Below are 13,434 nucleotides of genomic sequence, written 5' to 3' on the forward strand. Positions count from 1 at the left end.
GATCGTGGTGACAGGACAGGCGGAAACGCGGACCGGCTCCGGATGAACCCTGACGTTCGCACCTTCGTGGCGGAGATGGTTCGGGCCGCAAGGCCGGTCGGGGTGATCTGCCACGGCCCGTGGACGCTGATCGACGCCGACGTCGTCAAGGGGCGCACCCTCACCTCGTACCCGAGCGTGCGCACCGACCTCCGAAACGCCGGAGCGGAGACCGTGGACGCGGAGGTCGTCAACGACCGCGGGCTCGTGTCCAGCCGCAGCCCCGAGGACCTGCCCGCGTTCTGCGCCGCGATCGTCGAGGAGTTCGCGCGTCGCTCGGGATGAACCCCGCCCGGCGTCGGCTCAGCCGATCACGTGCCGGCGCAGGGTTGCCACGGTCTGCGCGAGCAGCCGTGACACGTGCATCTGCGAGATGCCGACCTCGTTCGCGATCTGGGTCTGCGTCATGTCGCGGAAGAATCGCAGCACGAGGACCGTGCGTTCGCGCTGCGGCAGTCGGTCGAGCAGCGGGGCGAGCGTCTCGCGGTACTCGACCTTCTCCAACGCTGCGTCGGGCTCGCCCAGGGTGTCGCGCAGCACGGCGTCGGCACCGTGCACGAGTTCGTCGAGCGAGGTCGAACGGTGGGCGTTCTGGGCGGCGAACCCCGCCAGCACCTCCTCGGGGTCGATACCGAGCCGCTCCGCGACCTGGCTGGGGCGCGGTGCCTGGCCGAGTTCCTGGGAGAGGGAGTCGACCGCGGAACTGATCAAGCCCTGCAGTTCCTTGAGCCGCCGCGGTACACGCATCGACCACGTCCGGTCGCGGAAGTGCCTGCGTACCTCGCCGGTGATCGTCGGCACGGCGTAGGACAGGAAGTCGACGTCGCGGGTGGGGTCGAACCGGTCCACGGCGTTCATCAGGCCGATCGTGCCGACCTGCTCGAGGTCGTCGACGGGCTCGCCGCGGCCCGCGAACCGTCGGGCGATGTGTTTCACGACCGGCAGGTACCCGGTGATGAGCCGGGACCGCAACCGCTCGTGTTCGGGACTGCCCGGATCGAGGGCGGCCAACTCGGCGAACAGGGGCGCGAGATGGGCGTACTCGGAGCCGGAGCGACGTTCGGGCCACTGGTCACCGACCATGCCGCGCCGGAGGAGTGCAGAAGGCGAAACGATGCACGGGGCGACCTACCCGGCGTTCCAGATCAGGAAACCCGACCGCTGGTAGGTTGGATAGTCGCGTGCTCGCGGGCGTCGTGCATCGTCCGGGAGTTCGTCGTCCGCCCACGTGTGAAGGTGTTGTCCTGGTGTCGAACAGCGCGTCGTCCGTCGGTCCGCTCGATCCCGATGGTCAGGATGCCCTCGCTCATGAGCAGCGGTACGTCGCGATGCTGTACGCCCGTCTCGACGATCGCCGCAAGGAGACCTCGCGGCGGCTGCAGGAGGTCATGCAGGGCGAGACGGTCGGAACGCCACAGGCACTCACCGAGCGTGACGCCGCGGTCGCGATGTACACCGACCGGCTCGCCGCGTTGCGCGCCGCCGAGCACGGGCTGGCCTTCGGCCGGTTGGACACCGATACGGGGGAGACACGCTACATCGGCCGGCTCGGGTTGCTCGATGAGGAACGCGAGTACGAACCCCTGCTGATGGACTGGCGTGCGCCGGCGGCCCGGCCGTTCTACACCGCGACCGCGGCATCCCCCGAGGGCATGCGCCGCCGCCGTCACCTGCGGACCCGCGCACGCACCGTCGTCGCCATCGACGACGAGGTGCTCGACCTCGCCGACGCCGAAGCGCTGGCCGGGCACTCCGGTCTGACCAGCGAGGCCGCGCTGATGGCTGCGGTGTCGCAGGCCCGCACCGGCAGGATGAGCGACATCGTCGCCACGATCCAGGCCGAGCAGGACCGGATCATCCGGTCCAAACCGACCGGGGTGCTGGTGGTGCAGGGCGGACCGGGGACCGGGAAGACCGCGGTCGCGCTGCACCGCGCCGCCTATCTGCTCTACACCCACCGCGACCGGCTGGCGCGCCGCGGGGTGCTTGTGGTCGGCCCGAACGCCACGTTTCTGCGCTACATCGGGCAGGTGCTGCCGTCGCTGGGGGAGACGAGCGTGGTGTTGGGCACCGTCGCGCACCTGCACCCAGGGCTCCATGCCCGGCGGGTGGAGGATGCCCGGACGGCCGAGCTCAAGGGACGAGCGGAGATGGCCGCGGTCGTCGCCGCCGCCGTGCGGGATCGGCAGCAGCTTCCGCGCAAACCGGTCGAGCTCGTCATCGAGCAGCAGCGGGTCCGGTTGGACCGCGAGGTCGTGAACGCCGCCCGGACCCGGGCCCGGCGCTCGCGCAAACCGCACAACGAGGCGAAGCGGATCTTTCATCGGGAGGCGGTGCGGCTGCTGGCCGAGCGGGTCGCGGCCGACCTCGGCAGCGGTGGCCTGCTGGCCGCCGGGGACCTGGAGGACATCCGCGCCGAGCTCGCCGACAGCCCGGAGCTGACCCGCGAGCTCGACGCACTGTGGCCCACGCTGTCGGCCGAGCAGCTGCTGACCGACCTGTTCGCGGATCCGAAGCGGCTGAGTCAGGTGGCCCGGCGGATCCCCGCCGCGGAGCGCGCCTTGTTGGCCCGGGCGGCCCCCTCGCCGGACGTCCCGATCGACGAGCGCTGGACCCCGGCCGACGTCCCGCTGCTGGACGAGGCCGCGGAGCTGCTGGGGGACGATGGAAGCGCCGCCGCGGCGGAGGCGGCGGCAGCGCTGCGAGCGGAGGTCGAGTATGCCCAGGGGGTCCTCGACGTGCTCGACCTCGAGGAGGACCTGGACCCGGAGTTGTTGCGCGCCACCGACATCGTCGATGCTGACCGGCTCGCCGAGCGGCAGCGGGTGCGCCGCTACGACTCCACCGCCGAACGCGCGGCCGCGGACCGGGAATGGACCTATGGGCATGTGATCGTCGACGAGGCGCAGGAGCTCTCGCCGATGGCGTGGCGGTTGATCATGCGCCGGGTACCGAGCCGGTCGATGACGGTGGTCGGCGATATCGCCCAGACCGGCGATCTCGCCGGGGCTCGTTCGTGGCGGGAGGTGCTGAGCCCCTTCGTCGCCGACCGCTGGCGGATCGAGCAGTTGACGGTCAACTACCGGACGCCCGCCGAGATCGCCGACGTCGCCGACGATGTGCTCGCCGAGATCGATCCCAGCCTGGCCCCGCCCCGTTCGGTCCGCAGCACCGGCGTGCCGCCGCAGACGTTGCAGGTCGCGCCCGGCTCGCTGGACGGCACGGACGGGGTGCTGGCCGACGTCGTGGCCCAGGAGCGCGAGGCCGTCGGTGAGGGCCGGGTCGCCGTGCTCGTCCCCGCGGCGCGGGCGGCGGTGCTGCGCGGGACCCTGCTGGGGGCGGCGGACGAGAACGACGGGGACGACCTCGAGGCGCCGGTGGTGGTGCTGCCGATCGTCGCCGCCAAGGGGCTCGAGTTCGACTCCGTGGTGCTGGTGGAGCCCGCGGCGGTCCTCGCGGAGTCCCCCCGCGGCGCCAACGATCTCTACGTGGCGCTCACCCGTGCCACGCAGCGGCTCACCGTCGTCCACGCGGACGAGCTGCCGCCCCTGCTCAAACGCCTCCGCCGCCCGGCGGGTGCGTAGCGGCGTTCAGCGCTGCGCGTTCCTGGGTGCAGGAGGGACGTCGGCACCGTGTGTCGAGGTGGGTCTGCCCGCGGCGGGTGTAGCACGCTGGGGCGGTCGCGATGTGTGGCGACGACGATGGCGGAAGGAACGACGTGAGCCTGAAGATCGGCTACAAGGCCTCGGCGGAGCAGTTCGGGCCCCGGGAGCTGGTGGAGTACGCGGTACGGGCCGAGGAGTTGGGCCTGGACAGCGTGGTGGTGTCCGACCATTTCCTGCCCTGGCGGCATGAGGGCGGGCACGCCCCGTTCGCCCTGAGCTGGATGGCGGCCGTGGGTGAGCGGACGCGGCGGGTGCAGATCGGCACCAGTGTGTTGACCCCGACGTTCCGCTACAACCCGGCCGTGCTCGCGCAGGCTTTCGCCACGATGGCGCTGCTGTACGAGGGGCGGATCATGCTCGGGGTGGGCACCGGGGAGGCGCTCAACGAGATCGCGGTGTCGGGCCGGGAATGGCCGGAGTTCTCCGAGCGGTTCGCGCGGTTGCGCGAGGCGGTCCGGCTGATCCGCCAGCTGTGGTCCGATGACGACGTCGACTTCGATGGCGAGTACTACACGCTGGTCAACGCCAGAATCTACGACCGTCCGAAGATCCCGGTGCCGGTGTATGTCGCCGCGGGCGGCCCGGTGGTCGCCCGCTACGCCGGACGCGCCGGTGACGGGTTCATCTGCACGTCGGGCAAGGGTATGGATCTCTACACCGACAAGCTCATGCCGGCGCTGGCCGAGGGTGCCGCGGCGGCGAACCGTGACCCGGCGCAGATCGACCGGATGATCGAGATCAAGCTGTCCTACGACCGCGATCCGCTCGCCGCCCTGGAGAACACGCGGTTCTGGGCTCCGCTGTCGCTGACCGCGGAACAGAAGCACAGCGTCGACTCGGCCCAGGAGATGGAGCGCCTCGCCGACGAGCTGCCGATCGAGCAGGTGGCAAGGCGCTGGATCGTGGCGTCGGATCCCGACGAGGCGGTCGCGCAGATCAAGCCTTACCTCGACGCCGGGCTCAACCACCTGGTCTTTCACGGACCCGGCCACGACCAGCAGCGGTTCCTGACACAGTTCGCCGCGGACGTGCTTCCCCGGCTGCGGGCGCTGAGCTGACCTCGCCGCCGGAGTGCCGGGGCTGACGGTTGCCTGCGCGCGACCGGCCGCCGCCGGGGCATCGGCGGCGGCCGGTCCTGGCCTCAGCGCAGGCCGAGCTTGCTCGAGCAGGCGGGCCAGGCACCCCAGCCCTGCACGGCGAGCACCCGCTCGGCGACGGCGATCTGCTGTTCCCGGCTTGCGTTGTGCGCGAGCCCGGTGCCGCCGAAGGCCCGCCAGGTCGACGGGGTGAACTGCAGACCCCCGGAAAAGCCGTTGCCGGTGTTGATGGCCCAGTTGCCGCTGCTTTCGCATTGGGCCAGCCGGTCCCAGACCGATGCCGGCGCGGCGTTCGCGGTGCCGGTGATCGCGAGGGGGGCGGCCGCGAGAGCGCTGGCCACAGCCAGTCGTGCGACGTTCCGACGGGAGAATACGGTGCGGAGAGTAGACATGGTGTTCTCCAACCGCGCCATCGAGGAATTCACACGGATTGTGGGCATGCGAATGCCCAGCCGGTCGGGCCGGCCGCGGTCCGCAGATGTTCTCGCCGAATCTACGGCAATATTCCTCGCCCCGTCCTGGATTCCGCTATCGACGGACCGACGCCGCAGGACGGGTATGGCGCGACGGGCCGGGTGTGCATCCTTGGCCGAACTCGGGGGGACGACCGGGCACAGACCTTACGCACCTGACCCGGGGCCAACACAAATCGATCTCGGGTGATGAATCTCACGAGGGGTGGCGTGGTCGGCGCGACTCGACGAGTCCGGGCCGGTCAATGGCGAATTCGATCACGAACACATCACGGTGCGCTCAATTGCTGTCGAACCGAACACTTCTGTCGTGGTCGCATCCGACCCTGGATAAGCGTCGATCTTTGGCGCGGCCTGCGGTGTCGCAGCCCGCCGCGATATGTTGTTGACGCGGGCACCATCCGGTACCGAGTGGAGGGCCGGGATGCTGGGAATCCGGGTACGCCAGCCTGAAACGGCGCTTGGCGGGGCGACGGTTGATGCGATCGGCCGCCCGAGCGTGGTGGCCTACCGGGACCCCTCATGACGGACGCGCTGTTCCGTGCGGTCTCCGCCGCGCTGCAGGACGAGCTCGTTGACGCGGTGGCGCTGCGCCACCGGCTGCACGCCCATCCGGACCTCTCCGGTGACGAGGCGTGGACCGCGGAGCGGGTGGTCGACGCGCTCGGCGGCACCGAGGTGTATGAGGTCGCCACCACCGGCCGGATGATTCCCGTCGGCGGCTCCGAGGGACCGATGATTGCCGTGCGCGCCGAGCTCGACGCCCTTCCGATCATCGAGGACACCGGGGCGCCGTTCGCGGCGCCCGGCGTGGCCATGCACGCCTGCGGGCACGACGTGCACCTTGCCGCGCTCGTCGCGCTGGCCCGCGCGGTTCGGCAGGTCGGTGCGCCGGTGCCGCTGCTCGCCGTCCTGCAACCCCGGGAGGAGACCCGACCCTCCGGGGCGCTGGACCTGGTGCGCGAGGAGGCGTTCACACGGTGGCGGGTGCGCGCCGTCATCGGCGCGCACTTGCAACCCGCGCTGCCCGCGGGGTGGGTGAGCGCCACCCCCGGCGCGGTGAACGCCTCGTTCGACGAGGTGGAGATCACGATGCAGGGTCGCGGCGGTCACGGCGCCTACCCGCACCTGAACCGTGATCCGGTGCTCGCGCTGATGCACGCGCTGGTTGCGGCGCACCAGGTGGTCGCCGTACGCACCGACCCGATGCACTCGGCGGTGTTCACCGTCGGGCATCTTGACGCGGCCGGGACCGCCAATGTCGTCCCGGACTCGGCGACCGCGCGCGGCGCCCTGCGCGCCCTGCACGCGGCGGACCGGGCGATGCTGTGCCGCGAGGTGGGGCGCGCGGTGCGCTCAGCGGCCGAGGCGTTCGGCTGTCGATGCCGGCTGCAGATTCGCGACGGCCAGCCGGCCGTGGTGAACGACGATCGGCTTGCCGGCGCGGCTCGGCGGTGGCTCGATCTCGCCGGTTTCGCGACCGACCGCACGTTCCGTTCCTGCGGCAGCGACGACTTCGCCTACTACGCCACCGCCGCGCCGTCGCTGATGATGTTCGTCGGGGTGGGGGACGGCGACGGTGTGGACGGACTGCACAGTCCCCGATTTCTCCCGCCGGACGCGGCGGTCGGCGATGTCGCGCGAAGCATGCTCGCCGGCTACCTGGCGGGCGTGGACGTCGCCGGTGGCCGGCCGGGCTGAGGGCCGCGGTGCCGCCCGTCCGGCCGGTCCGGCTGTTCGGCCAGCGGGCTGCGGCAACTCCGAATCCGGCGGTGCGTCTCAACGATGCGCAAGCGTCGCCACGATCGAGCGCGGTCGGCACGTCCACGAGGGCGCGGGAGGGTGGGGGTCCGCCGGATCGTGGGGGCGCGCGGTGATGGTGATCCGGGCTTGACCTTCTGGCTGAACGTCCACCCGGCCGCAAATCTCGACCTGCAACGGTGAACTCGGTCGTAACTGCCCGGGCCGCGAGTTCGCCCGCCGGATGGCCTCGATGAGGGCGTCGCCGAGCCTGTCCAAGATCTCGGAATTCCGCGTCGGCGGCCAGCCGAGGCCGTTGAGCCAGTAGAGCACGACGCTGCGCGCGGCCGTCAGCACGGTCGGGTCGGCGGAAACGAGCATGACGAACCCCCCGCCTGGCGTCGAGAACACGCGCACCGTCGTGCGCCGTGGTCGCTCGGGCATCGTGGGTTGCGGCTCTTGCGAGGCACAGGGGGGATCACCCCCGCTGCTCCGGCGCGATGTCCCGGGCATGCTGGTGAACCCTCCGCCAGCTCTCATATAGTGAGTTGGATCACATTCCTTGCCTAGAATACTGCCACCAACAAATGAATGCCGATCGAACTGCGCTCCTGCTGGCCTCAGTGCCAAGGCACGGGTGGGCGCCGAACCAGGGACAGGGCTGGACCTCACCGAATCGATCTGGTGGCGGCCCGGGCAGTTCTCGGGATTCTCCTCGCCGGGACCGATGATCTCGCCTTGGGACAGTGAGCAGTGACGATGGAGGGCGGCGATGGTGCAGATTCAGGAGGTTCGGCTGGTCGATGACCTGACCGGCGAGGAGGCCGATGAGACGGTCGCGTTCAGCCTGGACGGCAAGGGCTATGAGATCGATCTGTCGAAGGCGCACGCCGACTCGCTGCGCAACGCGCTCGCCGCGTTCGTCGCGGCGGCGCGCCGGGCCGACGGCAGGCGCCGCGCGCGGCGCGGTGTCGCGGGTCCGGGCCGACGAGCGGCGGCCGGATACAACGGCGGCCCGGCCTCGCGCCCGACCGCCGCAGACCGCGCGCAGAACCAGGCAATTCGGGAATGGGCGCGCGAACGTGGAATGAAGGTCTCGGAGCGCGGCCGGATCCCTGCCGAAGTCCTGCGGGCCTATCACCAGGAGCATTAGTCACCGGCCGAAGGACGGGATTCGGCCTTCGGGTTCACACCGGGATTCGCGTCGGCCTCGACGGCCTGCAGGAGCCGTTGGCGGGCACGGCGTTCGATGAGTTCGGCCAGCGTGTCCACCGGTTCGCCGTGCAGGTCGTGGCGACAGGCGAGAACGGTGCGGCTGATCATTGCCAGATCGAGTCGGGACTCGAATTCGGCCAGGAGCCGCTCGGTGACATCGGCCAGGGAGGGATGACCATGTGGCGTGGATTCCGTGACGGTGCTGGCGGAGGTGGTCGGGTGCGACATCGTGGGCCTCGGGTCAGCAGCGCTGGATGAGTCTTCCTCCATCCAATCTCAAAAACTTGCAGTCATGAGACTAGCTATTGCCGTCCCACGGGGCCATCAGGACGTCCTCGGGTATCGGCGGACCCACCGTCGTCAGCCGCCTCGCGGTCCGAAACCGATCGGGTCGGCGACGCCGAACAGCGCTCGCGCCTTGACCCCCGCCGGACTGCGGCGAAGATGAGGGTTCACCCAGCAAGGACGAGGTGGAGGAGGAGATCCTGCGGTGAAGGCGTCAGTCGGTGACCGCATCACGGTGTACGGGACGCACGTCGGCGACCCATCCCGCTGCGGTGAGGTGATCGAGGTCAAGGGTGCGGACGGTGGACCTCCCTTTGTGGTGCGCTGGGACACCGGCCAGGAGGCTGTACTCATCCCCGGCGCCGATATTCGGATCCACCCGGGTACGACGGGGGCGACGGACCGGTAGGCCGGGTTCGCCGCACCGGTTCCGCTACCGGATCCGCGCGCCCCGCCGGCCCTGTCGGCTGCGGTCATCTCCGCGGACGACGGGGCCGCTTCCGGTCACCCGCTGTGGATCAGCCCGGCGCACAGGGGCCGGTGGCGCGTGCAGTGACCTCGCCCGGGCGCGGGTTCAGCGGCTGGAACCGGGAACCGATCCGCCGGCGACGAGCCGCCGCGATCCCGTTGAGGCGTAACGGATCGAGCGCAGGCCGGGCAGTGCCACCGCCGAACGCTGAACCGGTCGGCGGAAGCCGCGCACGACGGGCCACGCCGGAGCCGGCGGGAAGATCCCGTCCAGATTGGACGACACCGGGGCACCGACGCTGGAGCGCAGCAGCTCGCGGTACTCGTCGTACTGTGCGACGGCCTCCGCGATGTTGCCCTGCGCGAGATGTGCCTCGATGAGCGCCCGGCGCGCACTCTCCCGGCTGGGCGCGGCCGCCACCGCCGTCGTGGCCAGTTCGACGGCGGACTGGTGGTGACCGGCGGCCGTGAGCCGCAGGCTCAGGTCCTCACACGCGTTCAGCCGGAGCTGGCGGAAGCGTTCGCGCTCGACGGCGATCCACGGCGCGGTCCAGGAGGGGAGAATGTCGGAGCGCAACGCGGAGGTGTCGGTGACGTCGGTGGCGGGCCGTTCGGGCAGCGTGCGTACCAGGGTCATCGCCTCGGCGAGGTCGACCTCGACGTCGGCGGCGAGTGCCAGGCGCTCGTCGGCGCCACCGGGTTCGGCGCCGACCAGAAGGCCGGGCACGTCGATCGCGGCGAGGGCATCGTCCAGCAGCCGCAAGGCGGCCCGGGCCGGGACCTCGGGCCACAGGTCGGTGGCCAGCGCGATCCGGGGCTGTGGTCGGGGATGTATGGCCAGGTAGGCCACCACCCGGCGAGCATCCGCGCCCAGCGGCACCGTGGCGCCGTCCTGGGCGAGGGCAAAGGATCCGAGCACCGTCACCCGGTGCAACGGCCGTCGCTGATCGTCAGGCATGGATATCCCCGCAGGTGGTGGAACGTCTGTGTCAACCCGTCCGCAGGCCTCATGGCACCCGAGTACGTCAGCGAGTCTTCTCCGCCGCACACAGCTTGCCAAGGGGCTCTTCCGTCACATCTGCAGCCTTGGTACGGCGTACGGGTGACTTCGATCGGGCCGATCTTAGCTCACGAAGCCGCGTGGAGCCGAACGTGGGTCCCCGTATGGTCTTGCCACACATGCAGCAGGTCACACAGCTGACGCGCGATCCACATGCCGCGCCCCCGTGGGTCGGTCGGTCGCGGCGCCCGCAGACCGGGCAGCGGATCGGCGAGCCTGCCACCGTCGTGCACCTCGCACACCAAGCCGTCGGTGGAGAGCCACAGCGACAGCTGCGCCTCGCGCGTGCCGTGCTCGACGGCGTTCGTCGCGACCTCGTTGATCGCCAGCACGACGTCTTCGATCCGGGTGGAGCCGAACGCGCTGTCGGTCATCAGGTTCGTGACCGCGGCGCGCACGTCGCGCAGCTGCCACGCGGTGTAGGTGAGCTGAACGGCGGGCGCGCCGAGCAGCGCCGGCGCCGGCGCAGGGGTTTCCGCCAGCACGTCCTGGGGGGTGCGGTGGGCGGGGTTGGGCCGGAACTCGCCGTCGGCGAGCAGCAGCGGATGGTTGCGCCGGGCGCCCTCGAGGATCTCCAGGTGCAGGGGCAGTTCGGGATAGAAGCACAGCAGGCTCACCGGAAGATCGCCCAGCGCGATGTTGGCCGCGGCATCGAACTCGGTCCAGTATCGGCCGTCGACGCCGTCGTATCGGCTGTCGTGTTCGCTGATGAGTGTGGCATGCGCCGAGGACCGGGTCAGCTCGCGCAGCTCACGGGCGAGCCGCACGGCGGTGGTCTGGCCGGAACCGCGGCTGAACGGGTAGGGCTCGGTCAGAGCGATGAGCCCGCCACGGCGGCCGAGCGCGGTGTACAGCGCCCGTTCCGTCCCGGGGCGCACCGCGAGGGCGACCGGCTCTCCCCGCTCGAGCGCCCTGCTGACCAGGGGGAGCAGCTGCGCGACCAGATCGTCGAGGGAGCTGAAGTATCCCGCCGCGTGCTGCAACCGGAGCGGGGCCGCCACCCGGTTCCGCTCGACCTTCATCGCGCCTCTCGAAGGGTCTCGGCCGAGGGCTCCGCAGCGGCCTCCGGGGTGTGCGACGGTTGCTCCTGCCCGCCCGGCGCACCGTCACCGGCCGACGATGGGGTCGCGACGCTCTCCTGCGGACGGTCGAACTCCAGCACCGCGAGCTGGGCGGCGAACGGCGCGCCGCAGCGGTCGAGTACCCGCACGGTCCGCGGCCGCACGTCCCGCAGGACCAAACGATGTGTGCTGGGGAACGCCTCGGCTCCCTGAACCAGGGCAACCGCCCCCGCGACATCGATGAATCGCAGCGACGCGAGGTTGAGCTCGATATCGGCCGGGGCCGAATGCGAGCGCAGCGCGTCGTCGAGCATCGTCTCGAGCAGCCGGGTGACCGCGGGCCGGTTGCTGTGGTCGACGTCGCCGGCCAGCCTGGCGCCGGTGATCCCGGTGCGAGTGATGCGCAGCAGCCCGTCGTCGTAGGCGGTCGGCGGGGTCAGCTCCTTGTCGTGCAGGCCGCGCAGCTGTTCGATCTGCGACTCCGTATAGCGCGCGCGGTCGTAGAGGCACAGCGTGGTGACGCCACGGCTGCGGACCAGGTGGTCGAGCTCGGTGTCGAACTCGATGATGTCGAGCAGGCCGGGTCGGACGATGCCGTAGCTCATCTGCCCCGTCATCCGCAGGCCGGTGTACCCGAGCGACTTCGACGCGTCGATCCGGGCGAGCATCATGCTGCGGGCCTCGGAAAGCGGCGAGTGGAACAACTGCCGCGTCAGCTCCGCCGGGACGACCTCCAGCTGCCCGGTACGGAGTGGCCGATCCACCGGGACCCGGTCATCGGCGAGCCGACGCAGCACGGGCTCGATGGTGCCGTCGTCGAAATAGCAGACCTGCTCGTTGCGGACCAGCCCGTCGGCCACGAAGCCCGCCGACAGTTCCCAGAGCTGTTCCTCGCTGACCGGAATCGCACAGGCGTGATCGCCGGGGCCTACCTCAGCCGTCGGTCTCACCACCGCGCACCCACTCGGAACCCTATGCCGTGTCAACCCTGTGCTGTGTCGATGGCGACACTGTATGGCCTCAGAGCCGTTCGGTACCGCCCCGATGCCGGGTTCGGGCCGAACCGGCCATCCGGCGCGATGAACGGGTGGGCAGGCGCCTCGGGTCCGCCGTCAGCCGGGTTTGGCCGTGGTCAGCACCGTGAACCCGGCGCCGACCACGCGGCGGTCCACCCGGCCGGTCAACCCGGCGGCGCGCAGCAGCTCCTCCTGTTCCTCCCGGGTGGGCAGCACGTTGCCCCACAGCAGCTCCTCGAACCCGGTCATCAGGGGGAACCAGAACTGCGGTTCGCGGGCCTGCTGCGGGGTCGAGGGATAGGTCTCGTCGACGATCACCAGCCACCCCCCGGGGCGGAGGGCAGCGGCAGCGTCGGCGATCACTCGCGGCCGCTGCGCGGGCGCGATCTCATGCAGGACCTCGACCAGCACGATCACATCGACCTGCGCACCGTGGACCGCGTCAGCGACCGACCCGCGATGCAGCCGGACCCGGTCGTCGACGCCCGCCGTCACGAGCCGCTCCGCGGCCACGCCGAGCGAGTCGGTGTCGATGTCCACTCCGACGCAGTGCGCGGACGGGAACCGCTGCGCGATCGCCACCAGAAGCGTCCCGGTGCCACAGCCGATCTCCAGCACGGTCCCGCCCGCGGCGAGCGCGTCCGCGACCCCGGGCAGCTTCGGCAGGATCGTGTGTACCGTCATCGTCTGCAGCCCGCGGGTCGCCTCCGCGACCAGCCGGGTGAACCCGTCGCCGCGACCTTGGAACGGGACAACCGCTCCGGTGCGCATCGCCTCGGCGGTCGCCTCGAGGTCGCGGGTCGCGATCTCCGTGCCCAGCAGGACGTAGCCGGCCAGATAGCGAGGGTCGGTCGCGTCGGTGAGGATCGTGTCCAGGTGCGGCGCCAGGCGATAGCCGCCGTCCTCGAGGTCCAGGACTCCCAGCCCGTGGGCCGTGCGGCACCACGTCGCCGTGTAGGCCTCGTGCAACCTCAGGCGGTCCGCCAGCGTCGCCGCCGTCGCGCCCGGATGCGCGGCAAGATCGTGCACGATCCCGGTGCGCAACCCGATCGCGAGCAGCCAGGTGACAACGAACCCGCGCCGCCATTCGAAGATTCGTTCGACCTGCTGGTCGGGGGTGGGCTCGCGGATGCTCATCGCGGCACCCGGGCCGGGACGTCCGCCTCGATCAGGAGTGGACCGGGTTCGGCGAAACGGACCTCCATACCGCCGCCCACCGGCGTCCGCAGCAGAGCCCGAGCTCCGTTCACGTTCCCCCTCCTCCACCCCCGCTGTGAGTGCGTAACAGTGTTCTAACACTGTTACGCACTCACGG

At 70.9% G+C, this 13,434-nt stretch carries 13 protein-coding genes and 1 pseudogene; 6 read left to right on the forward strand and 8 right to left on the reverse strand.

Annotated features, from left to right (window positions below; genetic code table 11):
• Positions 1 to 24: 24 nt before the first annotated feature.
• A pseudogene (locus ACFQE5_RS16900) lies at positions 25 to 324 on the forward strand (DJ-1/PfpI family protein); the annotation flags it as partial.
• Positions 325 to 342: 18 nt separating this feature from the next.
• Here ACFQE5_RS16900 and ACFQE5_RS16905 read toward each other — a convergent pair.
• Entirely contained in the window at positions 343 to 1,122 is a 780-nt protein-coding gene (locus ACFQE5_RS16905) for an RNA polymerase sigma factor SigF (protein WP_379586252.1), read from the reverse strand.
• Positions 1,123 to 1,367: 245 nt separating this feature from the next.
• Here ACFQE5_RS16905 and ACFQE5_RS16910 point away from each other — a divergent pair, with 245 nt between their 5' ends.
• Positions 1,368 to 3,623 (forward strand): HelD family protein, encoded by a 2,256-nt coding sequence (locus ACFQE5_RS16910; protein WP_379586294.1) that lies wholly within the window; start codon positions 1,368 to 1,370, stop codon positions 3,621 to 3,623.
• A gap of 134 nt (positions 3,624 to 3,757) precedes the next feature.
• Entirely contained in the window at positions 3,758 to 4,762 is a 1,005-nt protein-coding gene (gene fgd, locus ACFQE5_RS16915; protein ID WP_379586253.1) for a glucose-6-phosphate dehydrogenase (coenzyme-F420), read from the forward strand.
• An 83-nt stretch (positions 4,763 to 4,845) separates the two neighbouring features.
• Here the strand turns inward: fgd and ACFQE5_RS16920 are convergent, their stop codons facing one another.
• Complete coding sequence (locus ACFQE5_RS16920; protein WP_379586254.1) at positions 4,846 to 5,142, reverse strand: transglycosylase family protein; 297 nt, start codon at positions 5,140 to 5,142, stop codon at positions 4,846 to 4,848.
• Between the two features lie 654 nt (positions 5,143 to 5,796).
• Here ACFQE5_RS16920 and ACFQE5_RS16925 point away from each other — a divergent pair.
• Complete coding sequence (locus ACFQE5_RS16925; protein WP_379586256.1) at positions 5,797 to 6,975, forward strand: M20 metallopeptidase family protein; 1,179 nt, start codon at positions 5,797 to 5,799, stop codon at positions 6,973 to 6,975.
• A gap of 78 nt (positions 6,976 to 7,053) precedes the next feature.
• On the opposite strand, the gene ACFQE5_RS16930 is transcribed toward ACFQE5_RS16925, so the two are convergent.
• The gene (locus ACFQE5_RS16930; RefSeq protein WP_379586258.1) at positions 7,054 to 7,431 is read right to left on the reverse strand and encodes a hypothetical protein; all 378 of its coding nucleotides are present in this window, start codon (positions 7,429 to 7,431) and stop codon (positions 7,054 to 7,056) included.
• 355 nt (positions 7,432 to 7,786) lie between these two features.
• Between ACFQE5_RS16930 and ACFQE5_RS16935 the strand changes: the two genes are divergently transcribed.
• Positions 7,787 to 8,167, forward strand: a complete 381-nt coding sequence (locus tag ACFQE5_RS16935; RefSeq protein WP_379586259.1) for a histone-like nucleoid-structuring protein Lsr2 — start codon at positions 7,787 to 7,789, stop codon at positions 8,165 to 8,167.
• Here ACFQE5_RS16935 and ACFQE5_RS16940 read toward each other — a convergent pair.
• Complete coding sequence (locus tag ACFQE5_RS16940) at positions 8,164 to 8,457, reverse strand: three-helix bundle dimerization domain-containing protein (protein WP_379586261.1); 294 nt, start codon at positions 8,455 to 8,457, stop codon at positions 8,164 to 8,166. The genes ACFQE5_RS16935 and ACFQE5_RS16940 overlap by 4 nt on opposite strands.
• Positions 8,458 to 8,719: 262 nt before the next feature.
• Between ACFQE5_RS16940 and ACFQE5_RS16945 the strand changes: the two genes are divergently transcribed.
• Positions 8,720 to 8,923 carry a DUF1918 domain-containing protein gene (locus ACFQE5_RS16945; RefSeq protein WP_379586263.1) on the forward strand — a complete coding sequence of 68 codons (204 nt, stop codon included), beginning with the start codon at positions 8,720 to 8,722 and terminating at the stop codon, positions 8,921 to 8,923.
• A gap of 165 nt (positions 8,924 to 9,088) precedes the next feature.
• Here ACFQE5_RS16945 and ACFQE5_RS16950 read toward each other — a convergent pair whose 3' ends face one another.
• From ACFQE5_RS16950 to ACFQE5_RS16965, 4 genes are all read right to left on the reverse strand, one after another.
• The gene (locus tag ACFQE5_RS16950) at positions 9,089 to 9,940 is read right to left on the reverse strand and encodes an AfsR/SARP family transcriptional regulator (protein ID WP_379586267.1); all 852 of its coding nucleotides are present in this window, start codon (positions 9,938 to 9,940) and stop codon (positions 9,089 to 9,091) included.
• 170 nt (positions 9,941 to 10,110) lie between these two features.
• Entirely contained in the window at positions 10,111 to 11,064 is a 954-nt protein-coding gene (locus tag ACFQE5_RS16955; RefSeq protein WP_379586268.1) for an ATP-binding protein, read from the reverse strand.
• Complete coding sequence (locus tag ACFQE5_RS16960) at positions 11,061 to 12,053, reverse strand: MEDS domain-containing protein (protein WP_379586270.1); 993 nt, start codon at positions 12,051 to 12,053, stop codon at positions 11,061 to 11,063. Before ACFQE5_RS16960 ends, ACFQE5_RS16955 begins: the two co-directional genes overlap by 4 nt.
• A gap of 162 nt (positions 12,054 to 12,215) precedes the next feature.
• Positions 12,216 to 13,256 carry an SAM-dependent methyltransferase gene (locus ACFQE5_RS16965; RefSeq protein WP_379586272.1) on the reverse strand — a complete coding sequence of 347 codons (1,041 nt, stop codon included), beginning with the start codon at positions 13,254 to 13,256 and terminating at the stop codon, positions 12,216 to 12,218.
• Between the last annotated feature and the right edge of the window lie 178 nt (positions 13,257 to 13,434).

The sequence above is a fragment of the Pseudonocardia hispaniensis genome (assembly GCF_042658695.1).
Classification (GTDB): domain Bacteria; phylum Actinomycetota; class Actinomycetes; order Mycobacteriales; family Pseudonocardiaceae; genus Pseudonocardia; species Pseudonocardia hispaniensis.